Below are 21,138 nucleotides of genomic sequence, written 5' to 3' on the forward strand. Positions count from 1 at the left end.
CTTCGGCGCCGTGCAACCGAGTCGTCGCAAGCTGACCCCGAAGGGTGAGAGCACCCGCGCCCGCATCGCCACCGCTGCGGCCGAGCTGATGCTCGAACGTGGGGTCGCCGGCACCACGCTCGAGGACGTGCGGATCGTCGCGGGCGTCAGCAGCTCGCAGATCTACCACTACTTCGACGACAAGCAGGCGCTGGTCAGGGCGGTCGTGGAGGTCACGACGGAGGCCGTCGTCGGCCGGCACGAGGTCTTCCTCGGCGCCCTGACCGACCTCGACGGGCTGTGGCGGTGGCGCGACTTCATCATCGAGCACCAGCGCACCGTCGAGTGCGTCGGCGGCTGCCCGATCGGGACGCTCGGCAGCGAGCTCGCCGAGATCGATGCGCCGTCACGCGTCCAGATCGCGGTGGGTTTCCGCAGGTGGGAGGCCAGCATCCGGGGCTGCCTCCGGACCATGCACGAGCGCGGCGAGCTCGCGGCCGATGCCGACCCCGATGAGCTGGCGCTCGCGCTGCTCGCGGCGTTGCAGGGCGGGCTGCTGCTGACGCAGCTCCAACGCGACCTGACCCCGCTGCGGATCGCGCTCGACACGATGATCGGCCAGATCGCCGCTAGAACTACGGCAGTTCGCCGACCCACACCGACGCCGGATCGAGGTACGGCCGGAGCAGGCTGAGCAGCGCGGCGTCACCACGCCCGCCCAACGCCTCCGAAGCGATCTTCCTGGCCACCCCGGCGAGGAAGTCGGCCACCTGGATGCGCAGGTCGGAACGGGAATCGGCGATCCGGAAGCCCGCCACCGCCGGGTGCCGCCCGATCAGCGCGAGCCGGTCCGGACCGAGCGTCGACTGGGTGTGGTGCACGAGCACGACGGGGCTGCGCCCGGCGGCGCCCCAGCGGTCGGCGGCGGCCAGGATCGCGGGCACCAGCGGGTCGATCGTGACCCGTGGCCGGTCGGGGGCGTCGCGCAGCCGCTCGACGAGATCGCTGGGCGCCGGCAGGTCGTCGAGCGCCCGGCGGAAGGCGGCGACGCGGTGCGCACCACCCCGCCCGTTCGAGCGGAGCAGGTCGTTCGCGGCGGCGAGGAACGCGGGCTCGCCGCGCACCGCCCGGTACAGCGGCTCGGCCGGCGCGGGGTCGCCGAGCCGGCCGAGCCGCTGCTCCACGAGCCGCAGCACGAGCAGGAACGTCTTGTCGATCAGGTGGACGTGCGCGTTGCCGAGCACCGGCCCGTCCGGTCCGAGGAACCACTCCAGCGCGCCCCGGTTCTTCTCGCGCAGGAGGTGGTTCGCCTTGTACTCGACCGCCGGCGAGCGGATCCGCCGGCGCAGTTCCGCGAGGCAGTCCGTCGCGGCAGCGGCGCTCAGCCCGACACCGGCGTGCGCGAAGACGTCCGTGACCCCGCCGACGAGCTTCTCGCCCTCGTAGCCGGACTCGTCACACGCGACCTCCCGCACGGCCCCACCCAACCAACTTCCCCACCGTTTTGCCTATTTGCACGACCTCAGAGGTGTGCAGGTTGGCAAAACGGTGGGGAACTTCAGAGTGCGGCCACCGGCAGCCGCCCGATCCGGCGCTCCAACGCGTCGGCGACGTCGAGCAGGCGGTGCTCGCCGTGCCAGCTGCCGATCACTTGCGCCGCGACGGGCAGCCCGGCCGCCGTGCGCGCGACGGGCGCCGAGAGCGCCGGCACGTGCAGCGTCGTGGCCAGCGAGATCCAGCTGAGCAGGTGCAGGTAGGGCACCTGGGCGCCGTCGAGGTCGATGGTCCGCGTCGTGAGCAGGCCCTCGTGCTGGTGCGGGATGGCCGGTACGGGAGTGACCGGCGCCAGGATCGCGTCCCAGCTGCCGAACCACGCCGCCAGCGCGTCCTTCATCGTCTGCCGGACGTGGTTCGTCGCGAGCACGTCGCGGTGGCTCGCCGTCGAGTGCACGGTGCTCGCCGCCGGGCTGTGCCACGGCGCCCCGGCCGCGAGCTCCGCGAGTGCCTCCGGGCGCGCGGCCAGCAGCCGGTCGTAGACCTTGTCCGGGTACCCGGCGCTCAGGATCGGGTAGAGCAGCGCCAGGTAGGTGTTGAGCAGCTGCGCCGTCGAGATCGGCAGCGCGACCGTCTCGACCTTCGCCCCCTCCGCCCGCAGGGCGTCGGCCGCGGCCTCGACGCCGGCCCGGACGTCGGCGGAGACCAGCAGCTCCGGGTCGTCGAGCCACACGCCGATGCGCATCCCGTCGACGCCACCGGGCGCCGGGCGCTCGCCGCCGCTCAGTACCTCTTGCAGCAGCCGGAGATCCGCTGCGGTGGACGCCATCGGCCCGACGACGCCGAGGTCGCCGGGGGCGTACATCCCGGGCGGCGGTGGCACCTGGCCGCGCGACGAGATGGTGCCCCACGTCGTCTTGAGCGCGTAGACGCCGCTGAACCCTGCCGGCGTGCGCAGCGAGCCGCCGATGTCGGAGCCGATCTCCAGCGACGTGATCCCAGCCGCCAGCGCCGCCGCCGCGCCGCCGGACGAGCCGCCGGGCGTCCGGGTCAGGTCGAACGGGTTGTTGGTGGTGCCGTAGACCTCGTTGTAGCTCTGCACGTCGCCGAGCAGCAGCGGCACGTTCGACTTGCCCCACGGCAGCGCGCCCGCCGCCCGCGCGGTCGCGACGACCTCGGCGTCGGCGCAGCTGCGAGGACGGTCGGCGTACGCCGGGTGGCCAGACACCGCGGGCATCCCCTCGACGTCGAACCCGTCCTTGATGGTCATCGGCAGCCCGGCGAGCCGGCCGAGCGACTCGCCGCGCGCCCGCGCGTCGTCGATCTTCTGCGCGTCCGCGCGGGCCCGCTCGACGTCGGTGGCGACGATCGCGTTGATCGAGCCGTGCACGGCCGCGTTGCGCTCGACCGCAGCGTCGAGCAGCTCGCGGGCCGAGACCCGCCTGGCGTCGAGATCGTCGAGGAGCTCGTGCGCGGGACGGTGGGTCAGCTCGGTCATGCTCCGAGCCTCTCCCGGGGCGTTGATCGTTGTCTAGGACCCTCCTAGCTCCGGCTGTCCGCCCTCGACGAACTTCGCGCCGTTCTTCCCGCCGCCGAGCGCCGCCCGGTATTCCGCGAGGCGCGCCGCGGTCTCCGGGGCCGCGACGACCGAGCCGAACTCCTCGACGCTGATGTCGGCGCCCTCGGTGAGCGTGGAGTTCTGCCAGACCTCGAACAGCCGCTTCTGCGCGGCGATCGCGGTGCGGCTGTGCGGGGTGACCTTGCCGAGGAACACCCCTACGGCCGCGGCGAGTGCCGCCGGCGCCACCACCGCGTTGCACAGCCCGGCCAGCTGCGCCGCCGGGTAGGCGTCGCCGAGCAGGATCATCTCCTTCGCCGTGCTCAGCCCGACGTGCTGCTGCAACAGCGCGGCGTCGACCACCGACGGGATCCCGACCTTGATCTCCGGCAGGCCGAAGAGCGCCCGGTCGGTCGCGATGCGCAGGTCGCAGGCCATCGCCAGCTCGAACGCCGCGCCCAGGCAGTGCCCGTCGACGGCGCACATCGTCACGACGGGCAGCGTGCGCACCTTCCGCAGCAGGTCGCGCAGGTCGGCGATGAACGCGCTCGCGCCTTCTGCGTCGAAGCCGAGGAACGTGTCGACGTTCATCCCCGAGCAGAACGTCCGCCCGCTGCTGGTGAGGACGACGGCCCGCACCTGCGGGTCGAGGTCGTCGATCGCGCTGTGCAGCGCGGCGATGTCGTCGAGGGTGAGCGCGTTGAGCGTCCGTGGCCCGGTCGAGCGTCACGAAGAGCACGTTGCCGCGATTGTCGATCTTGACGCCGTCGGTCATCGGGTCATCCTCACACCTCGTGCGCTTCGGGATCGCCGGCGAGCACCACCCGGCCGCCGTCGATCGGGATCGTCGTGCCGGTGACGAAGCTCGAATCGCTCGAGAGCAGGTGCGCGACGGTTGCGGCGACCTCGTGCGCCTCTCCGACCCGGCCCAGCGGGTGCAGCCTGCGCATCTCGTCCTCGACGCGCGCCGCCGCCTCCGGCCCCAGCTCGGCGAGCAGCGCGTCGTAGCGCTCGGTGCGGATCGAGCCGAGCGCGACGGCGTTCACCCTGATGCCCCGCGCCCCGTACTCGACGGCGAGCGCGCGGGTCAGGCCCTCGATCGCGGCCTTCGCGGTGACGTAGGGCGTGCACCCCGGCACGGCACGGGTGGCCTGGTGCGACGAGACGTTGACGATCGAACCGGCCCGCTCGGCCGTGAGCAGGTGCCGGATCGCCACCGAGCAGCCGACCAGCGCGGGCGCGAGGTTGCGGTCGACCATTTCGAGCACGTCGACGGGGCTCGCGGTGTGCAGCGAGGCGTCGCCGAAGACCGCTGCGTTGTTGACCCAGCCGGCAAGCGGTGCACCGGCCTCCGCGAGCTCCGCCGCCCGCCGCGCGACGCCTTCGTCGGCCGCGCTGCCGGCGACGACCTCGGCCCGCGAGCCGGCGAGCGCGGGCCCGTCGAGGTCGATCGCGACGACGTGCGCGCCCTCGTCCAGCAAGCGCTCGACGATCGCCCTGCCGACGCCGCGGGCGCCACCGGTGACCACGTACGAACGTCGCTGATCCATTCGCCCGATCGTAGATGTGATCGTTCTCGCTCGCGCGTGGAAACCTCGTTTTCGGGTATCCGGTGCCACGGGCAATCACCGGTCGGTGCCCGGACCGACCTGCGTGTGCGGCCCCCTTCCCGACATTTGCGGATTCGAAACTGCATTGTGATATCGGTCACGATTCTTCTGATCAAGGGCGGGCGGGTCGGGCCGATCGCTGTTACTTTCTTCCAACATGGTCGTTCCGCCGAAAAACGCCGCCGGCGTGCTCGGGCCGCCTGCGGGAGCGATCTCGTACGGACCGCCGGACGTCGCCGATGGGGTCGAGTGCTGGCGCATCGCGCGCGAGTCGGAAGTGCTCGACGTGAACTCCCGCTACGCCTACCTGCTCTGGTGCCGCGACTTCGCGAGCACATCGGTCGTGGCCAGGCTCGACGGCGCCGTCGTCGGGTTCGTGACCGGATACCGCCGCCCCGACTCGCCCTCGACGCTGATGGTGTGGCAGGTGGCCGTCGACGAGCGGGCCCGCGGGGCGGGGGTGGCCGGCCGGATGCTCGACGAGCTCCGCTCGCGCGTCGACGCCATCGACCGTCTCGAGACCAGCATCACGCCCGCCAACACGGCCTCGATCGCGCTGTTCTCGGCGTTCGCCCGCCGCCACGGCGCCACCGTGGCACGAACCGAACTGTTCGGCCCGGACGTGCTCGGCGACGAGCACGATCCGGAGATTCTCTTCCGAATCGGTCCGATCTACTGAGGATGATGCAAGCAAAATGACAGTTTTCGATGTTTTGGAGTCCGAGGTTCGGAGCTACTGCCGGTCGTGGCCGGTGGTATTCGACACGGCCTCCGGATCGCACTTGACCGATGTGGACGGGAAGACCTATCTCGACTTCTTCGCCGGCGCCGGCGCACTCAACTACGGGCACAACCCGCCGGCCCTGAAACGCCCGTTGATCGAATACCTCGAGCGCGACGGGATCACCCACGGCCTCGACATGTACACCACCGCGAAAGGCGATTTCCTGCGCGCCTTCGACGAGCTGGTGCTGCGTCCGCGCGGCCTCGACTACAAGGTCCAGTTCCCCGGCCCCACCGGCGCGAACACCGTCGAGTCGGCGCTGAAGCTCGCGCGCAAGATCACCGGGCGCGAGTCGGTCATCAACTTCACGAACGCGTTCCACGGCATGACGCTCGGCGCGCTGTCCGTCACCGGCAACTCGATGAAGCGTGGCGGCGCCGGCATCCCGCTCGTGCACGCCACCCCGATGCCGTTCGACAACTACTTCGACGGCACGCAGCCGGACTTCCTCTGGTTCGAGAAGCTCCTCGGCGATGCCGGCAGCGGCCTCAATGAGCCCGCCGCGGTGATCGTCGAGACGGTGCAGGGCGAAGGCGGCATCAACCCCGCCCGTGCCGAGTGGCTGCGCGGCCTCTCCGACCTGTGCCAGCGCCACGGCATGCTGCTGATCGTCGACGACGTCCAGATGGGCGTCGGGCGGACGGGGCCGTTCTTCTCGTTCGAGATCGCCGGCATCCAGCCCGACATCGTCTGCCTCTCGAAGTCCATCAGCGGGTACGGCCTGCCGATGGCGCTGACGCTGATCAAACCGGAGCACGACCAGTGGGTGCCCGGTGAGCACAACGGCACGTTCCGCGGCCACAACCCGGCGTTCGTCACCGCGACGGCGGCGCTGCGCGAGTTCTGGGCCGACGACACGCTGGAGCGCTCGACGATCGCCAAGGGCGAGCGGGTGGAGCAGTACCTCACGGAGATGGCAGCGGTCTCGCAGGCGGTCGAGCTGACCCCGAAGGGCCGGGGGCTGGCACGTGGGCTCGCGTTCGGGCAGCCTGAGCTGGCGTCGAAGGTCTGCGCGGCCGCATTCGAGCGCGGGCTGCTGATGGAGACGTCTGGGCCTTCCGACGAGGTCATGAAGATCATGCCGCCGCTGACCATCGGCGACGGCGAGTTGGAGGAGGGGCTCGACATCGTCACCGATGCGGTCCGCGCCGTCACCGAAGGGGTATCCGCATGATCGTCCGGACCCTCGAAGAGATCACCGAGACCGAACGCGACGTCCAGACCGAACACTGGCGCAGCAAGCGCATCGTGCTCGCGGGCGACGGGGTCGGGTTCTCGCTGCACGAGACCGTCCTCGACGCGGGGTCGGTCAACGACTTCTGGTACGCCAACCACATCGAGGCTGTCTTCGTCGTCGAGGGCGAGGGCGAGCTGTACGACAAGGACAACGACGTCACCTACCGGCTCGGACCCGGCTCGACGTACGTGCTGAACGGAAACGAGCGCCACCAGCTGCGACCGCGCACGCAGATGCGCACGGTGTGCGTGTTCAACCCGCCTGTGACGGGGCGCGAGGTGCACGACGAGCACGGCGTGTACCCGCTGATCACCCTGGAAGGCGAGAAGGAGGCTTCATGACGATCACCGATGCCCGCACTGCCGACGGCTACCCGACCCGCGTCGCCGACCGGCCGTCGCTGATCGAGCGCACCGATCCGACGGTGTGGGGCTCCACGGACGGCCTGCTCTCGGCCGCCGAGCTCGCGGCGCACGACCGCGACGGGTTCGTGACGGTGCCGCAGCTGCTGACGCCGGACGAGGTGGCGGTCTACTCGGCCGAGCTGGACCGGCTCGCCTCCGACCCCGCGGTGCGAGCCGACGAGCGGACGATCGTCGAGAAGACGTCCCAGCAGGTCCGCTCGATCTTCGAGGTGCACAAGCTCAGCGCCGCCGTCGCCGCGCTGGTCGCGGACGAGCGGGTGGCCGGGCGCGCGCGCCAGATCCTTGGCTCCGACGTCTACATCCATCAGAGCCGGATCAACTACAAGCCCGGTTTCGGCGGCGGCGGCTTCTACTGGCACTCCGACTTCGAGACGTGGCACGCGGAGGACGGCATGCCGGCGCCGCGCGCGGTGAGCATCTCGATCGCGCTGACCGAGAACTTCGCGCACAACGGCTGCCTGATGATCATGCCGGGCTCGCACCGGACGTTCGTCGCGTGCGTCGGCGAGACCCCGGCCGAGCACTACAAGGAGTCGCTGCGCGAGCAGGAGATCGGCACGCCCGACCCGGCGAGCCTCACCACGCTCGCCGACCGCCACGGCATCGCCATGCTCACCGGCCCCGCTGGCTCGGCGACGCTCTTCGACTCCAACTGCATGCACGGCTCCGGCAGCAACATCACGCCGTACCCGCGCTCGAACATCTTCGTGGTGTTCAACAGCGTCGAGAACGGGCTGGTGGAGCCGTTCGCCGCACCGTCGCCGCGGCCGCCGTACATCGCGGAGCGGGAGATCCGGCCCGTCTGACGGCTCGACCACGCCCGAGGGCGGGGAGGGCAGGAAAGCCACTTTCAGGCCCTGTGAGGGCAGGAAAGTGGCTTTCCTGCCTCACAGCCGGAGTGGGACGTGGAGCGGGCTCAGTCGAGCGGCAGGAGTTCGGGGCGCTTGGGGACGAAGCCGTCGCCCGTGCGGTGGCCCTGCAGCCTGCGGCGCAGGAACGGCATCACGAACTCGCGCATCCAGCGCAGGTCCTCGAGCTGCCGGTCGCGCCAGGGCGTCGGCGCCGCGGCGGGCAGCGGGGCGCGCCAGTCGTCGTGCACCGGCTCGCCGAGCGTCTCCAGCACGCGCAGCGCGACGCGGCGGTGGCCCTCCGCGGTGAGGTGCAGGCGGTCGCTGCCCCACGTGCGGGGGTCGGCCAGCGGCGTCATGCCCCAGAGGTCGACGACGGTGCTGCCGTGCCGTTCGGCGATGGCCCGCATCAGCTCGTTGTAGCAGGCCACGCGGCCGCGCAGGCGGCGGATGATCGGGTGCATGCGACCGAGGTCGAAGCCGGTGAACACCAGCACCTGGGCGCCGGTTGCGGTGACCCGGCCCAGCGCGGCGTCGAACCGGCGGGCGAGGTCGTCGGTGTCGCAGGTCAGCCGGATGATGTCGTTGCCGCCGGCGCAGAACGCGATGAGGTCGGGGCGCAGCCGCTCCGCGACGGGGAGCTGGTCGTCGACGATCTGGTCGAGGAGCTTGCCGCGCACTGCGAGGTTGGCGTAGCGGAATCCGGGGCGGCCCGCGCCGAGCTGCTCGGCGACACGATCGGCCCATCCGCGCGGGGTTCCGTCGGGCCGCCAGTCGTCGAGCCCCTCGGTGAAGCTGTCGCCGATCGCGACGAAGCTGTTCCACTCGCCCATGTCGCCACCCCTCCCGTTCACGTTCACGACACCATGGCGACGGGTGCCGATCTCCCCAATATCACCCAGGGGACCTGTTTCGCGCCAGTGGGGTGATCGATCCGTGTGAATAGGGCACCCTTGCCTACATGAGCCGTCCCGAGAAGCCGGGACCCGCCGGTGGCGAGTCCCTCAAGGAGCTGCTCGGCGGCCGCACCGGTGCCGTCGACGCGACGCTGCCCGTGGTGGCGTTCGTGCTGGTGCTTGCGATCGTCCAGGCCGTGGCGTGGGAACCGCCGGTGGTGTGGGCGGGCGGCGCGGCGGTGCTCGCGGCCGCTGTGATCGCCGTGATCCGGCTCGTGCAGGGACGCAAGCCGCGGGCGGTTCTGTTCGGGCTGCTCGGTGTCGCCGTCGCCGCGTTGATCGCGATCTACACGGGCCGGGCGATCGACTTCTTCCTCGTCCAGATCGTCTCGAACGCGATCAGCGCGCTGGTCTGGGCGGTGTCGATCGTGGTCCGGTGGCCGCTGCTCGGGATCGTGGTCGGAACCGCGCTCGGTCAGAAGACGCGCTGGCGCCGCGACCCCGACCTGCTTCGCGGCTATCAGCTGGCCAGCTGGGCGTGGGTCACGCAGTACCTGATCCGGCTGGCGGTCTTCATCCCGCTCTTCTACGCCGACGCCTTCTTCGCGCTCAGCTTCGCCCGGGTGGCGCTCACCTGGCCGCTGGTCGCGGTGTGCGTCGCCGTGTCCTGGCCGTTGCTGCAGATCGCGCTGCCGGCGGGGCACCCCGGCATCCGGCACCCGGTGGATGGTGAACGCGCTCACCATCCGTGATCATCTGGAGCGATCCAGGGTTGCGCAGCGTTGTCATGGACGGACTGCAGACATCCCTATCGATCCGGAGCCATGGCAACCAACACCCGCCCCCGCCCGACCCCGCAACCGATGCCGCCGGAGCTGCCGGCGACCGAACCGCAGCCGGCCGCGCCCGACCTGACCGTCAACAAGGTCCTGGCCGGCGCCGGTGCCGCCGCGACGAGCGCGATCCTCGGTTCGTACTTCGGCGTCGCCGGCACCGTGACGGGTGCGGCGATCGGTTCCGTCGCCAGCACGATCGCGACGTCGCTGTACCAGCGCTCGCTCGACCGCACCCACGCCGCCGTCGCGGCCAGGGTGCGGCTCGCCCAGCGCGTCGGCGGTCGGGTCGCGCCGGGCGAGGTGACGGTGCCCATCCCGCGGCTGCCGGCCGATGCCGAGACCGTCCAGCTGCGTGCCGAACCCGATGTGCCGCGGCGCCGGTCGCGGGGGCGGCTCGCCGCGATCGCCGGGGTGACCGCGCTGGTCTTCCTGCTGGGCATGCTGACGGTCACCGGCATCGAGTGGATCAAGGGTTCGCCGCTGAACGCCGATCAGCCCGGCACCTCCGTCGGCCGCGTCATCCACAGCGGGCAGCCGGCCACGAATGTGCCCGATGTCACGTCCGACGATCCGGACGGCTCCGACGAGCGCTCGGCCGACCCGACCGAGACCGGGTCGCCGACGACGGCGCCCACGACCGTGCCGCCGACCAGCGAGAACCCGGCGCCGACGACGATCACGCCGCCGTCGTCGGAGGAGCCGGACCGTGGCGGCCTCCTGCCCACGTTCCCCCGCCCGACGCAGGATGCGCCGAGTCCGAACTGACATTCGATTTAGTCGGTCCCTCCGTGCACAATGCGACCCGCAGCAGGCACGTGGGGAAGAGGGGACATGGCCGCAACAACATCGCTGACCGACGAGGACCTGCAAGCGGTACGGGCCGACCTCACGGCGGGCAAACCGCCGACGGTGTGGTTCACGAAGGCGGCCGTGGGCGTCCCGACCGGCGGGTCAGCCAAGATCATCTCGCTGGACGACTCGTGGTCGGGTGAGTTCATCCAGGTCAAGGCGACGGGCTCGCGCGACACGATGTTCTGCTCGCCCGGCGAGCTGACCAGGGTGCGGCCGGTCCGCAAGCGGGCGGCGCCCGCGGCCAAGGCGGTGGTGCAGGCCGAGCCGGCCGCTGCTGCCCCGCCGGTGGCAGCGGCGAGCGACATCCCGTACGAGCCGGCGCCGCCACCGCCCCGCCAGCAGAAGCCGGCCCCCGTCGAGGCGCCGGCGCCCGCACCGGCCCGCGCGACTCCCGCGCGGTCGCGGCAGCAGCCCGTCGAGGTCGTCGTCACGCTCAGCGCCACGCCGGAAGGCGAGTGGACCGTCGAGGTCAGCAACGGCAAGCGGCGCACCGTCCGCCCGACGCTCGTCCAGCCCGGCGACGTCGCCAAGGCGGCGCGGTCGCTGCCGCCTGCGGTCACGGAGGCGATCGAGTCGTCGTTGCAGGCGGCTCGGCACCGTCAGGTGGAACGGGTCGAACGCCTCCGCGCCGAGCTGGAGGAGGCCCAGCGGGCGCTGAAGGAGCTCAGCGGCTGACTGCCGCCGAATCTCCCCACCGTTTTGCCAATCTGCACACCTTCGGGGCCGTGCAGGTTGGCAAAACGGTGGGGAAGTTCGGGTGGCCGGGCATGGGTAAAGCTGGCACCCAACCCGCAGGTCAGGGCGGCACGTCTGACGGACATGAACCGACGAGCCTTCCTCACGTCCGCCCTGGCCGCCGCATTGACCGCCGGTTGCGGGTTCAGCACCGTCCGGCCGCCCGACGCCCGGCGCGCAGCCGGCGTCGACCGGTCCGCCGTCGACCCGGTGGTGCCCACCGCGCCGGTCGTCGACGGGCTGGTCGCGTTCGGGTCGGATCTCGGCAGAGCGCTGGCCGACCCGATGACCAACCTCGTGTTCTCCCCCGCCAGCATCGGGTTCGCGTTCGGCATGGTGCGAGCCGGGGCGCGCGGGGCGACCGCGGACCAGATCGACGCTGCGTTCCGGTTCCCGCCGACCGGGCCGCACGCGCCGCTGAACACGATCGCGCAGGCGGTGGTCACCCCCAACGGCCTGGCCGGTCGTCCCGGCAGGCCGGCCGTCTCCGTCGCCAACGGGCTGTTCGCCCAGCACGGCCTGCCGATCGCCGAGGCGTTCCTGCGCACGCTGGCCGGCGACTACGGAGCCGGCGTCGCCGATGTCGACTTCAGCTCGCCTGCCGCGGCCGAGCAGATCAACGCCTGGGTGCGGGCGCAGACCGCCGAACGCATCGACAAGCTGTTCGACAAGATCGCCCCGGATACCCTGCTCGTGCTCGCGAACGCGATCTACCTGAAGGCCGACTGGCAGGTGCCGTTCGACGGGGAATCGACGACCGACGCGACGTTCACCCGCGCCGACCGCAGCACGGTGCTCGTGCCCACCATGCGCAAGTTCGGCGAGTCGATGAGCTATGCGAGCGCGCCCGGCTGGCAGGCGGTCGAGCTGCCCTACGCCGGCGACGAGCTGGTGATGTGGGTGCTCGTCCCGACCGGGCACACGCCGGCCGTCGACCTGCTCGCCCCGCCGACGCTGGCGGCGGTGCGGACCGGGCTCGTGCCGACACCGGTCGCGCTGACGCTGCCGCGCTGGGACTTCGCCACCGACGTCAAGCTCGTCGAGCAGATGCGGAAGCTCGGGGTCGAGGTGCCGTTCTCGTCGGCCGCGGACTTCTCGGGGATCACCGACGGCGTGTTCATCAGCGCCGCGATGCACCGGGCGAACATCACGGTGAACGAGACGGGCACCGAGGCCGCCGCTGTCACCGGCATCGGTGCTGCAGGGAGCGGCCCGCCCGAGCCGCAGGCCGAGGTGCGGGCCGACCACCCCTTCGCCTTCTCGATCGTGCACAAGCCGACCGGCACGCCGCTCTTCAACGGCGTGGTCGCGGATCCGGCTGCGCGCTGAGCGGGCTCAGCGCAGTCGTGCCGCGAGCGCCGCGGCCGCTGCGCGGGGATCCGCCGCCTCCGTGATCGCCCGCACCACGACTATCCGGGTGGCGCCGGCGTCGAGCACCTCGTCGAGCCGCTGCACGTCGATGCCGCCGATCGCGAACCACGGCCGGGACGGCGCGCGTCCGGCGACCGTGCGCACCAGGTCGAGGCCCGGGGCGTGGCGGCCGGGCTTCGTCGGGGTCGGCCAGCACGGGCCGACGCAGAAGTAGTCGACGCCCGCCTCGTCGGCCGCCGTCGCCGTCTCGTCGTCGCTGTGCGACGAGCGCCCGATCACGACGTCCTCGCCGACGATCTTGCGGGCCCACTCGACCGGCAGGTCGTCCTGCCCGAGGTGCAGGACGTCGGCGCCGGACGCGAGCGCGATGTCGGCGCGGTCGTTCACCGAGAACAGCGCGCCGTGCCGCGCGCAGGCCTCGGCGATGATCTCCAGCGCCGCCAGCTCGGCGCGCGCTTCGAGGGGGCCGTCGGCGCCCTTGTCGCGCAGCTGGACGATGTCGACACCGCCCGCGAGCGCGGCGTCGAGGAACTCCGCGAGATCGCCGCGTTCGCGGCGGGCGTCGGTGCAGAGGTACAGGCGGGCGTCGTCGAGGCGTGCGCGCAGCGCGGTTCCGTCGAGTCCAGGCACTGGAAAGACCCTACGCGGGGCGTAGGCTCGCCAGTAGGTGACGCACGGGAGCCCTGACGGGCTGAGAGGGGATCGATCAGATCCCGACCGTCGAACCTGATCCGGGTCATGCCGGCGCAGGGAGCGGAGGGTGACGTGAATCTGGCAGTGATCGGTGCAGGCGTGATCGGCATGTCCTGCGCGTGGCGGGCAGCAGCGGTTGCCGGGCTCGCGGTCACGGTGATCGATCCGGCGCCGGCGAGCGGCGCGTCGTGGGTCGCGGGCGGCATGCTCGCGCCCGTCACTGAGGCGTGGCCGGGCGAGGAGGAGCTGCTCGACATAGGCGTGGCCTCGGTCGACCGGTGGCCGGAGTTCGCCGCGGCGCTCGCCGAGGCCGGCGGCCGGGACGCGGGCCTGCGCACCGACGGCACCGTCGTCGCGGCGACGGGCAGCGGCGACCGCGACGAGCTGGAGCAGCTCGCGACCTACCTCGGCACGCTCGGCCGGCCCGTCGAGCGGCTGACCGGCCGCGAGCTGCGCAAGGTCGAGCCGGCGCTCGGGCCGGAGGTACGCGGCGGGTTGTGCGTGCCCGACGACCTCGCCGTCGACAACCGGCAGCTGCTCGACGCCTTGCGCGCGGCCTGCGAGAAGAACGGTGTGCGGTTCGTCGAGCGAGCGGCGCGCCGGGTGCACGACGACGGTTCGCGGGTCACCGGCGTGCGGACCGACGGCGAGGACGTCCCCGCGGAGGCCGTGCTGATCAGCGCGGGTGCGTGGTCCGCCGCGCTGCACCCGCTGCTCGACGGGCTGGTCCGCCCGGTCAAGGGCGAGATCCTGCGGCTCGCGCACCGCCGCAGCGCCGTGCCGCCGCCGCGGCGGACGGTGCGCGCGCTGGTCGACGGCCGGCCCGTCTACGCCGTGCCCCGTGACGGTGGCGGCCTCGTCATCGGCGCCACCCAGTACGAGACCGGCTTCGACACCGAGGTCACCGTCGGCGGCGTGCGCGACCTGCTGCGCGACGCCGAGCGCGTGCTGCCGGGGATCTCCGAGTTCGCGCTGGTGGAGAGCGCGGCGGGGTTGCGGCCCGGCAGCGTCGACAACCTGCCGTTGATCGGGCGGCTCGGGCCCGACGGTCTGCTCGTCGCCACCGGCCACGGCCGCAACGGCATGTTGCTCGCCCCCGTCACCGCCGACGCGGTGCTCGCACTCCTGCACGACGAACCGCTCCCCGGACCGGCGGCCGCTGCCGACCCGGTCCGTTTCACCGCCGTGGCAACGGCAAGGAGGTAGACGTGGACGTTTGGATCAACGGCGACCGGCGCCGGTTCGCCGATGGCGCCACCGTGCGGGAAGCGCTCGTCGCGCTCGACGCGCCGGAGCGCGGGATCGCCGTGGCCGTCGACGGAGAGGTCGTGCCGCGGGCCGCCTGGGCGGCGACGCCGCTGGTCGACGGGGCGCGCGTCGAGGTGCTGACCGCCGTGCAGGGAGGGTGATCATGGAAGACCTGGTGCTCGGCGGTCACAAGTTCGGCTCCCGGCTCATCATGGGCACGGGCGGCGCCGCCAACATGGAAGTGCTCGAACGCGCGTTGGTGGCGTCCGGGACGCAGCTCACTACGGTCGCCATGCGGCGGGTCGACGCCACGGCCGGCACAGGTGTGCTCGACCTGCTGCGCAAGCTCGACATCGGGGTCCTCCCGAACACCGCGGGCTGCCGGACCGCCGCGGAGGCCGTGCTCACCGCGCGACTCGCCCGCGAGGCGCTGGAGACCGACCTGATCAAGGTTGAGGTGGTCGCCGACGAGCGCACGCTGCTGCCCGACCCGTTCGAGCTGCTCGACGCGTGCGAGCAGCTCGTCGACGACGGGTTCACCGTGCTGCCCTACACCAACGACGACCCGGTGCTCGCCAGGAAGTTGGAGCAGGTCGGCTGCTCGGCCGTCATGCCGCTCGGCTCACCGATCGGGACCGGGCTCGGCATCCGCAACCCGCACAACTTCGAGATGATCGTCGAACGGGCCGGGGTGCCGGTGGTGCTCGACGCGGGCATCGGCACGGCCTCGGAGGCCGCGTTCGCCATGGAGCTGGGCTGCGCCGCCGTCATGCTGGCCACGGCGGTGACCAGGTCGGGCGACCCGGAACGGATGGCCACTGCGATGCGGCTCGCCGTCGAAGCCGGGTTCGAGGCACGCGGCGCGGGCCGCATCCCGAAGCGCTACTGGGCGCAGGCCAGCTCGCCGGAGCTGGACGAGTAGCACGTCGACAACGACGTAATGGCTGTTCCTGGTCCCCCCACGCAGCCAAAACGTCGTTGTCGACGGCTCATGCGGGCTGGCGGAGCCCGCGCCACCAGCCCCGGCGCTGCCGGGGGATGGACGTCGTCGTGAGCGCGGCGAGGTCGACGCCGAGGTCGCGCAGTACGAGCCCGCGGTAGTGCTCGTCGGCGGCGGCCAGTGCGGGCTCGTCGCGGTGGGCGTCGAGCAGTGCCCGCAGCGGGGCGTGCCGCTCCGCGAGCACCGTCCAGATCTCGGCGACCGCCTCGACCGGTTCCAGCTGCTGGTCCTCCAGCACGACGTCGATGCGCGCGAGCACGGCCGTGTACCAGCGGTGGTGCGCCGCGAGCAGGAACGCCGTGACGTCGCCGAACTCCGCGACCACCTCGTCGAGGTGGGTGACGGCGGGCTGCCCGGACGCCTCGACGTCGGCGAGCACGGCCTTGAGCAGCGCCTGGCGCCGGTGGGTCTGCTCCCACGTCGCCGACATGGCGTCACTCTCCTTCGGTCTGCATCTCACATACACGATGTATCTGACACTGAGTATGTCTTAGACTCCGTGTATGTCAAGCCCGAAGAGTCGGCGTGAGCTGTACTCGGAGGCGACGCGCGCCGCCCTGCTGGAGACGGCGACGGAGATGTTCACCGAGCGCGGGTTCGCCGCCGTGTCGCTCGACGAGATCGCGACCGCGACGCAGGTCACCCGCGGCGCCGTCTACCACCACTTCGACAGCAAGAAGGCGCTGTTCGAGGCCGTGCTCGCCGTGCTGGAGATCCGCATGACCGAGCAGGTGCTCGCGGCGGCCGCGAAGGTCGAGGACCCCTGGGAGGCCGCGATCACGGCGCTCGACACGTTCCTCGACCAGTGCCGCGACCGGACCTACGGGCGCGTCTGCTGGCTCGAAGGACCGGTGGCGCTGGGTTGGGGGCGGTGGATGGAGGTCGAGAAGGTCCACGCGTTCGGCCTCGTCGAGAACTTCCTCAACGTGCTCGTCGCCGCGGGGCTCGTGCGGCCGCTGCCCGTCGAAACCGCGGCGCAGCTGATCTTCCACCTGCTCGGCGGCTCTGGCCGGGTGATCGCGGAGGCGTCGGACGCCGAGAAGGTCCGGCTGCGCGACGAGTGCTCCACGCTGATGCGCAGGATGCTCGAAGGCCTGCGCACCCGCTGACCACCCGTCCAACATCCCCACCGTTTTGTGCACTTGCGCGCCGTGGGAGCGCGCATCCACCCAAAACGATGGGGAAGTCCTACGGCCGGTAGAGCGCAGCCAGCCGACGACCAGTAGAAGGTCCCCACCGTTTTGCCTACTTGCACGCCGTTCCGGGTGTGCAGGTTGGCAAAACGGTGGGGAAGTTCTACGGCTTTCGCGTCGAGGTGCCGATGGCGGTGCGGAGCGGTACCTCGCGGATCAGCAGCACGGCGGCGAGCGTGATGAGCGAGCCGATGGCCGTGACCAGGAAGATGTGGCCGATCGCGTCGCCGTACGCCGCCCGCGCCGCGGCGGCCTGCGCGACGGGCAGCGAGGCGAGTTCGCCGAGATTGGCCGCGCTGCCGACCTGCAGGCTGAGCAGCACACCCATCACGGTGACGCCGATCGTGCCGCCGAGCGAGCGCAGGAACGCGACGAGCGCGCTCGCGGCGCCGACGTCGCGGATGTCGACGGTGTTCTGCACGGCGAGCACGAGGTTCTGCATCGTCATGCCGACGCCGAGCCCGAGGATCACCAGGAACGCGCCGACTTCGGGGATCGACGTCGTGTGGTCGATCGTCGAGAGCAGCACCAACCCCGCGGTGATCATGAAGGCGCCCGCGACGAGGTAGCGCTTCCACCGCCCGTACCGCGTGATCAGCTGGCCGGAGCCGGTGGAGCCGGCGAGCAGCCCGCCGATCAGCGGCAACGTGAGCAGGCCCGCCGTCGTCGGGTCGTACGAGCGGGCGATCTGGAAGTACTGGCCGAGGAACACGCTCCCGCCGAACATCACCAGCCCGACGACGAGGCTCGCGAGCACCGAGAGCACCACCGTCCGCTCCTTGAACAGCGTCAGCGGCACCACCGGCTCCGGCACCCGCGCCTCGACGACGAGCGCCGCGACCAGCGCCGCCACCCCGAGCCCGGCCAGCACGAACGACGTGGTCGAGCCCCACGCGAACTGCGCGCCGGCCAGCGAGACCCACACGAGCAACGTCGACACCCCGCCGGCGATCAACGCCGCGCCGATGTAGTCGAGCCGCACCTCGCGCGGCGGGGTCGGCACGTGCAGCGTGCGCTGCAGCACCACGAGCGAGACGAGCGCGATCGGCACGCCGACGAAGAAGCACCAGCGCCAGCCGAGCCACGGCGTGCCGACGAGCAGCCCGCCGGCGAGCGGCCCCGAGACGGTCGCGGCGGCGAGCACGGCGCCCAGGTATCCGGAGTAGCGGCCGCGCTCACGCGGCGGGATGAGCGCGGCGATGACCACCTGGGTCAGCGCCTGCAGCCCGCCGGCCCCGACGCCCTGCACGGCGCGCCAGCCGATCAGCCAGCCCATCGAGCCGGCGAGGCCCGCGCCGATCGAGCCCCCGACGAAGATCAGGATCGCGATCTGGACCAGCAGCTTCTTGCTGAACAGGTCGGCGAGCTTGCCCCAGATCGGCGTCGACGCCGTGGTGGTCAGCAGCGTCGCGGTGACGACCCACGTGTAGCTGGTCTGCGAGCCGTGCAGGTCGGCGACGATCGTGGGGAGCGCGTTGGAGACGATCGTGCTGGAGACGATCGCGACGAACATGACGAGCAGCAGGCCGCTCAGCGCGGTCAGGATCTCGCGGTGCGAGCGCGTGGGTTCGGGCCCGGCGGCGACGTCCGGGCGGGTCGACACCGAGGTCACGACGTGATCGCCACCGTCTCGTCGTGCGTGAGCATGCCTTCGTAGTCGGCGGCGTGCGTTTCGAGCTCCTCGGAGAGGGCGTTGACGAGCCGTGCCGTCGCGCGGACGTCCGCCGTCGGGCTGCGGGACAGCGCCCCGCGCAGCCATTCCAGGCGCACCCGTCGCGCGCCTTCGAGCACTTCGAGGCCCGCCGGGGTGAGGCGGACGAGGCTCGCGCGGCCGTCGAGCGGGTCGGGCCTGCGGCACACGAGGTGCTTGCGCTGGAGCTCGCCGATCTGCCGGCTGATCACCGACTGGTCGACGCCGCGCAGCTCCGCGATCTCGCTGAGCCGCCGTTCCCCTTCACCGATGGTGCGAGCCATCTCCAGCACGGCGAGCGTCGTCTGCGAGGTACCGGTGACGTGGCGGCTGACGCCACGCCAGGTGCGTACGAGCGCGACAACGGCGTCGCCCAGCTCGTCGACCGCCTGGTCGCTCTCGCTGGTCGTTTGCATGCGACAACTATATACCCGAATGGTTGTACCATGCAACGGTCATTCGACCTGGGCGACCGTCTCCCGGTGGCGCTTCGCGAGCTGCTGGTAGATCGACGGGTTGCCCTCGACCCACCACCGCGCCGACTGCGTGAGCGGCCCCTTCTCCCGCGCCACCATGCCCAGCACCAGCTGCCCGTCGGGCACGACGGTGTTCGGCGGGACGGTCGAACCGGCCCCGATCAGGCAGCGCGCGCCGATCCGGGCGCCGTCCTGGATCGTCGAGCCGTTGCCGATCAACGCCTCCTCGCCGATCACGCACCCGTGCACGACGCAGAGGTGCCCGATGGTCGCCCCGGGCCCGATCTCGGTGACCGGGTCGTCGCCGCCGTGCACGACGCACCCGTCCTGCACGTTCGCGCCCTCGCGGACGACGATCGGCCCGAAGTCGGCGCGGAGCACGGCGTTGTACCAGACCGACGCGTTGGCCTCGACCCGGACGTCGCCCACGAGCGTCGCGGTCGGCGCGATGAACGCGCTCGGGTGCACCGTGGGGGTGAGGCCCTCGAAGGAGAACAGTGGCATGTCGTCACGGTGCCATGTCGCGGCGGCGCCTTCCGGCTGATACCCGGGTGGGTCCGGTGTGGCGCCGCCCCCGTCCTCGCCGCTCCCGGCACCCTTGGAAGGTGGTGGCGAGCAGGCGGTGGCGGGTTGCGGCGGCTGTACTCCTTGCGGCGGTGGCCGCCGGTTGTGGCGGGCCGCCCGCCGCGGTGCCACCCGCGCGATCGAGCGCGATCCCGGCCGTCCCCTCGACGTCGAACTCGACGCCGGCCGGCACCGACCGCGCCGTGCCCGTCTACTACGTGGCCGAGACGGGATCCGGTCCGCGGCTCTACCGCGAGTTCCACCGGATCGTGACGGCCGACGCCGCGAGCGACGCCGTCCGCGAGATGTTCGAACCGGCGACCGACCGCGACTACCGCACCGGCTGGCCGGCGGGGACATCCCTGCGTGAGCCCGTGACCAGTGCGAACGGCGTGATCACGGTCGATCTCACCGGGGCGGGGACGGTTGATCTCGGCGGTGGGGCGGCGTTGCCGGCCCAGCAGCTCGTCTTCACCGTGCAGGGCGCCCTGCAGTCGGAGGACCCGGTCCGGCTGCTCGTCGACGGCCGACCCGCCACCCCCGAGCCGATCCGCCGCGGCGACGCCTACGCGTTGCGCTCCCTCGTCCAGATCGACGCGCCCGCCGACGGTGCCACGGTGCCGTCGGCCTTCACGGTGACCGGCGAGGCCGCCGTCTTCGAAGCGACCGTGCACTGGGAGGTGCTGCGCGACGGTGCCGTGCTGCGGACGGGGTTCACCTCGGCGGCCGAGGGCATGCGCTTCTCCGCCTTCTCGTTCCCGCTGAACCTCGGGCCAGGCACGTACACCGTCAGGGTGCTGGAGGACGACCCGTCGGGCGGCGAAGGCCGCGCGCCGCTGACGGACGACCGGGTCGTCACCGTCCGCTGAACCGTTCACAACGACGTTTTGGCTGTTTTGTGAGCGCTAACAACAGCCAGAACGTCGTTGTCGACGTCAGTCCGGGGGTGTGCGCGGCGCGCGCATGCCGAGGCTCTTGAGCTCCAGCTCGGCCAGCTTGTGCACGACGGCACGCTCGTCGCGTCGCCAGGCCGCTGCGGGGTCGGACGAGACCGCCAGCAGCTTGCGCACCGGCAGCCGGGTCATCGCGCGCAGCGCGAGCAGGTCGGTGTCGACGCCCCGCACCGCCGCGGCGGAGCGGGCCGCACGCGCGTAGCGCATCCGCAGCGGCAGCCAGACGAGCAGGACGGGCAGCGCGCCGAGCACGATGATCCCGATCGTCGTGCCCAGCGCCACCGCGGCGATCGTCTCCACCTGCTCCCGCCCCGCCGAGGCCAACGAGTCGCCGGCGTTCGTCCCGGTGCCGAGGGCCCTCGCGAGGTCCTCCCCGACGAACGGCACTCCGCTGGCCGTCCGGGCGGCATCGTCGAAGGCACCGCGGATCGAGCCGCCGGCGTCGGCGAGCGCCTGTGCAGGTGCTTGCAGCCGGAGGATCACCTCCTGGGCGGTGAACGCAACCTGGACGCACAGGTACATCCACGCGATGACCACCGCATCGGCGATGAGTTGCCGCAGCAGTCGCAACGGCCGTTCGGCATAGAAACGCATGGGTGCGGTGTCTACCGGATCGGCGTGGACGCGCCCAGATCAGGCGCGCTGAGGCGACATGTGACGATAGGGCCCCACAGCAGACGGCACGAGCGCGACTTT

At 71.9% G+C, this 21,138-nt stretch carries 24 protein-coding genes, 1 pseudogene and 1 riboswitch; of the genes and pseudogenes, 14 read left to right on the plus strand and 11 right to left on the minus strand.

Annotated features, from left to right (window positions below; all coding sequences use genetic code 11):
- Positions 1–10: 10 nt before the first annotated feature.
- Positions 11–673, plus strand: a complete 663-nt coding sequence (locus LL648_RS07310; RefSeq protein WP_232661636.1) for a TetR/AcrR family transcriptional regulator — start codon at positions 11–13, stop codon at positions 671–673.
- Here the strand turns inward: LL648_RS07310 and LL648_RS07315 are convergent.
- The 4 genes and pseudogenes from LL648_RS07315 to LL648_RS07330 form a co-directional block, all read right to left on the minus strand.
- Positions 615–1,454: an NAD-dependent protein deacetylase of SIR2 family gene (locus LL648_RS07315; RefSeq protein ID WP_232661637.1), complete on the minus strand. Its 840-nt coding sequence runs from the start codon at positions 1,452–1,454 to the stop codon at positions 615–617. The two genes, LL648_RS07310 and LL648_RS07315, sit on opposite strands and share 59 nt — an antisense overlap.
- A gap of 83 nt (positions 1,455–1,537) precedes the next feature.
- Positions 1,538–2,971 carry an amidase family protein gene (locus LL648_RS07320; RefSeq protein WP_232661638.1) on the minus strand — a complete coding sequence of 478 codons (1,434 nt, stop codon included), beginning with the start codon at positions 2,969–2,971 and terminating at the stop codon, positions 1,538–1,540.
- A gap of 33 nt (positions 2,972–3,004) precedes the next feature.
- Positions 3,005–3,733: pseudogene (locus tag LL648_RS07325) on the minus strand (enoyl-CoA hydratase/isomerase family protein); the annotation flags it as partial.
- An 83-nt stretch (positions 3,734–3,816) separates the two neighbouring features.
- Entirely contained in the window at positions 3,817–4,581 is a 765-nt protein-coding gene (locus LL648_RS07330) for an SDR family NAD(P)-dependent oxidoreductase (RefSeq protein WP_232661639.1), read from the minus strand.
- 217 nt (positions 4,582–4,798) lie between these two features.
- Between LL648_RS07330 and ectA the strand changes: the two genes are divergently transcribed.
- The 4 genes from ectA to thpD are packed head-to-tail and all read left to right on the plus strand — an operon-like array spanning position 4,799 to position 7,893.
- Positions 4,799–5,320, plus strand: a complete 522-nt coding sequence (ectA, locus tag LL648_RS07335; RefSeq protein ID WP_232661640.1) for a diaminobutyrate acetyltransferase — start codon at positions 4,799–4,801, stop codon at positions 5,318–5,320.
- Positions 5,321–5,336: 16 nt separating this feature from the next.
- A complete protein-coding gene (gene ectB, locus LL648_RS07340) occupies positions 5,337–6,599 on the plus strand; it encodes a diaminobutyrate--2-oxoglutarate transaminase (protein WP_232661641.1) in 1,263 nt (420 codons plus the stop codon).
- The gene (locus LL648_RS07345; protein ID WP_232661642.1) at positions 6,596–7,003 is read left to right on the plus strand and encodes an ectoine synthase; all 408 of its coding nucleotides are present in this window, start codon (positions 6,596–6,598) and stop codon (positions 7,001–7,003) included. The genes ectB and LL648_RS07345 overlap by 4 nt, the downstream gene beginning before the upstream one ends.
- Complete coding sequence (gene thpD, locus LL648_RS07350) at positions 7,000–7,893, plus strand: ectoine hydroxylase (protein ID WP_232661643.1); 894 nt, start codon at positions 7,000–7,002, stop codon at positions 7,891–7,893. The genes LL648_RS07345 and thpD overlap by 4 nt, the downstream gene beginning before the upstream one ends.
- Positions 7,894–8,003: 110 nt before the next feature.
- Here the strand turns inward: thpD and LL648_RS07355 are convergent, their stop codons facing one another.
- Complete coding sequence (locus LL648_RS07355; RefSeq protein ID WP_374111996.1) at positions 8,004–8,789, minus strand: SGNH/GDSL hydrolase family protein; 786 nt, start codon at positions 8,787–8,789, stop codon at positions 8,004–8,006.
- A gap of 107 nt (positions 8,790–8,896) precedes the next feature.
- Here LL648_RS07355 and LL648_RS07360 point away from each other — a divergent pair, with 107 nt between their 5' ends.
- From LL648_RS07360 to LL648_RS07375, 4 genes are all read left to right on the plus strand, one after another.
- Positions 8,897–9,583, plus strand: a complete 687-nt coding sequence (locus tag LL648_RS07360; protein WP_232661644.1) for a DUF3159 domain-containing protein — start codon at positions 8,897–8,899, stop codon at positions 9,581–9,583.
- Positions 9,584–9,655: 72 nt separating this feature from the next.
- Positions 9,656–10,432, plus strand: coding sequence for a hypothetical protein (locus LL648_RS07365; protein WP_232661645.1), 777 nt, complete (start codon positions 9,656–9,658; stop codon positions 10,430–10,432).
- Positions 10,433–10,498: 66 nt separating this feature from the next.
- Positions 10,499–11,194, plus strand: coding sequence for a DUF6319 family protein (locus LL648_RS07370; protein ID WP_232661646.1), 696 nt, complete (start codon positions 10,499–10,501; stop codon positions 11,192–11,194).
- Between the two features lie 144 nt (positions 11,195–11,338).
- The gene (locus LL648_RS07375; protein WP_232661647.1) at positions 11,339–12,583 is read left to right on the plus strand and encodes a serpin family protein; all 1,245 of its coding nucleotides are present in this window, start codon (positions 11,339–11,341) and stop codon (positions 12,581–12,583) included.
- A gap of 6 nt (positions 12,584–12,589) precedes the next feature.
- Here the strand turns inward: LL648_RS07375 and thiE are convergent, their stop codons facing one another.
- Positions 12,590–13,255: a thiamine phosphate synthase gene (gene thiE, locus LL648_RS07380; RefSeq protein WP_232661648.1), complete on the minus strand. Its 666-nt coding sequence runs from the start codon at positions 13,253–13,255 to the stop codon at positions 12,590–12,592.
- Between the two features lie 34 nt (positions 13,256–13,289).
- Positions 13,290–13,395, plus strand: a riboswitch (TPP riboswitch).
- On the opposite strand from thiE, the gene thiO reads away from it, so the two are divergent.
- The 3 genes from thiO (at position 13,391) to LL648_RS07395 (ending at position 15,488) form a co-directional block, all read left to right on the plus strand.
- Positions 13,391–14,524, plus strand: coding sequence for a glycine oxidase ThiO (thiO, locus tag LL648_RS07385; RefSeq protein ID WP_374111997.1), 1,134 nt, complete (start codon positions 13,391–13,393; stop codon positions 14,522–14,524). Its footprint overlaps the riboswitch before it by 5 nt.
- Positions 14,525–14,526: 2 nt before the next feature.
- Complete coding sequence (gene thiS, locus LL648_RS07390; RefSeq protein ID WP_232661650.1) at positions 14,527–14,727, plus strand: sulfur carrier protein ThiS; 201 nt, start codon at positions 14,527–14,529, stop codon at positions 14,725–14,727.
- Positions 14,728–14,729: 2 nt separating this feature from the next.
- Positions 14,730–15,488 (plus strand): thiazole synthase, encoded by a 759-nt coding sequence (locus tag LL648_RS07395; protein WP_232661651.1) that lies wholly within the window; start codon positions 14,730–14,732, stop codon positions 15,486–15,488.
- 67 nt (positions 15,489–15,555) lie between these two features.
- On the opposite strand, the gene LL648_RS07400 is transcribed toward LL648_RS07395, so the two are convergent.
- Positions 15,556–15,996: a hypothetical protein gene (locus LL648_RS07400; protein ID WP_232661652.1), complete on the minus strand. Its 441-nt coding sequence runs from the start codon at positions 15,994–15,996 to the stop codon at positions 15,556–15,558.
- Between the two features lie 73 nt (positions 15,997–16,069).
- On the opposite strand from LL648_RS07400, the gene LL648_RS07405 reads away from it, so the two are divergent.
- Positions 16,070–16,675 carry a TetR/AcrR family transcriptional regulator gene (locus LL648_RS07405; RefSeq protein WP_232661653.1) on the plus strand — a complete coding sequence of 202 codons (606 nt, stop codon included), beginning with the start codon at positions 16,070–16,072 and terminating at the stop codon, positions 16,673–16,675.
- 187 nt (positions 16,676–16,862) lie between these two features.
- Here LL648_RS07405 and LL648_RS07410 read toward each other — a convergent pair whose 3' ends face one another.
- The 3 genes from LL648_RS07410 to LL648_RS07420 are packed head-to-tail and all read right to left on the minus strand — an operon-like array spanning position 16,863 to position 19,429.
- Positions 16,863–18,371: an MFS transporter gene (locus LL648_RS07410; protein WP_308190255.1), complete on the minus strand. Its 1,509-nt coding sequence runs from the start codon at positions 18,369–18,371 to the stop codon at positions 16,863–16,865.
- Complete coding sequence (locus LL648_RS07415; protein WP_232661654.1) at positions 18,368–18,865, minus strand: MarR family winged helix-turn-helix transcriptional regulator; 498 nt, start codon at positions 18,863–18,865, stop codon at positions 18,368–18,370. The genes LL648_RS07410 and LL648_RS07415 overlap by 4 nt, the downstream gene beginning before the upstream one ends.
- Positions 18,866–18,904: 39 nt before the next feature.
- Positions 18,905–19,429 (minus strand): gamma carbonic anhydrase family protein, encoded by a 525-nt coding sequence (locus LL648_RS07420; protein ID WP_232661655.1) that lies wholly within the window; start codon positions 19,427–19,429, stop codon positions 18,905–18,907.
- 101 nt (positions 19,430–19,530) lie between these two features.
- Here LL648_RS07420 and LL648_RS07425 point away from each other — a divergent pair, with 101 nt between their 5' ends.
- Positions 19,531–20,358, plus strand: coding sequence for a Gmad2 immunoglobulin-like domain-containing protein (locus LL648_RS07425; protein ID WP_232661656.1), 828 nt, complete (start codon positions 19,531–19,533; stop codon positions 20,356–20,358).
- A gap of 66 nt (positions 20,359–20,424) precedes the next feature.
- Here the strand turns inward: LL648_RS07425 and LL648_RS07430 are convergent, their stop codons facing one another.
- Positions 20,425–21,036, minus strand: a complete 612-nt coding sequence (locus LL648_RS07430; protein ID WP_232661657.1) for a hypothetical protein — start codon at positions 21,034–21,036, stop codon at positions 20,425–20,427.
- Between the last annotated feature and the right edge of the window lie 102 nt (positions 21,037–21,138).

Source organism: Pseudonocardia sp. TRM90224 (assembly GCF_021245725.1).
Lineage (GTDB): Bacteria > Actinomycetota > Actinomycetes > Mycobacteriales > Pseudonocardiaceae > Pseudonocardia.

Coding starts and splice junctions, on each gene's coding strand:
- LL648_RS07365 (WP_232661645.1), top strand. CDS start 9,656: ATGGCAACCAACACCCGCCCCCGCCCGACCCCGCAACCGATGCCGCCG.
- LL648_RS07405 (WP_232661653.1), top strand. CDS start 16,070: ATGTCAAGCCCGAAGAGTCGGCGTGAGCTGTACTCGGAGGCGACGCGC.
- LL648_RS07420 (WP_232661655.1), bottom strand. CDS start 19,429: ATGCCACTGTTCTCCTTCGAGGGCCTCACCCCCACGGTGCACCCGAGC.
- LL648_RS07430 (WP_232661657.1), bottom strand. CDS start 21,036: ATGCGTTTCTATGCCGAACGGCCGTTGCGACTGCTGCGGCAACTCATC.
- LL648_RS07330 (WP_232661639.1), bottom strand. CDS start 4,581: ATGGATCAGCGACGTTCGTACGTGGTCACCGGTGGCGCCCGCGGCGTC.
- LL648_RS07370 (WP_232661646.1), top strand. CDS start 10,499: ATGGCCGCAACAACATCGCTGACCGACGAGGACCTGCAAGCGGTACGG.
- LL648_RS07400 (WP_232661652.1), bottom strand. CDS start 15,996: ATGTCGGCGACGTGGGAGCAGACCCACCGGCGCCAGGCGCTGCTCAAG.
- LL648_RS07320 (WP_232661638.1), bottom strand. CDS start 2,971: ATGACCGAGCTGACCCACCGTCCCGCGCACGAGCTCCTCGACGATCTC.
- LL648_RS07345 (WP_232661642.1), top strand. CDS start 6,596: ATGATCGTCCGGACCCTCGAAGAGATCACCGAGACCGAACGCGACGTC.
- LL648_RS07395 (WP_232661651.1), top strand. CDS start 14,730: ATGGAAGACCTGGTGCTCGGCGGTCACAAGTTCGGCTCCCGGCTCATC.
- LL648_RS07360 (WP_232661644.1), top strand. CDS start 8,897: ATGAGCCGTCCCGAGAAGCCGGGACCCGCCGGTGGCGAGTCCCTCAAG.
- ectA (WP_232661640.1), top strand. CDS start 4,799: ATGGTCGTTCCGCCGAAAAACGCCGCCGGCGTGCTCGGGCCGCCTGCG.
- LL648_RS07415 (WP_232661654.1), bottom strand. CDS start 18,865: ATGCAAACGACCAGCGAGAGCGACCAGGCGGTCGACGAGCTGGGCGAC.
- ectB (WP_232661641.1), top strand. CDS start 5,337: ATGACAGTTTTCGATGTTTTGGAGTCCGAGGTTCGGAGCTACTGCCGG.
- LL648_RS07375 (WP_232661647.1), top strand. CDS start 11,339: ATGAACCGACGAGCCTTCCTCACGTCCGCCCTGGCCGCCGCATTGACC.
- thpD (WP_232661643.1), top strand. CDS start 7,000: ATGACGATCACCGATGCCCGCACTGCCGACGGCTACCCGACCCGCGTC.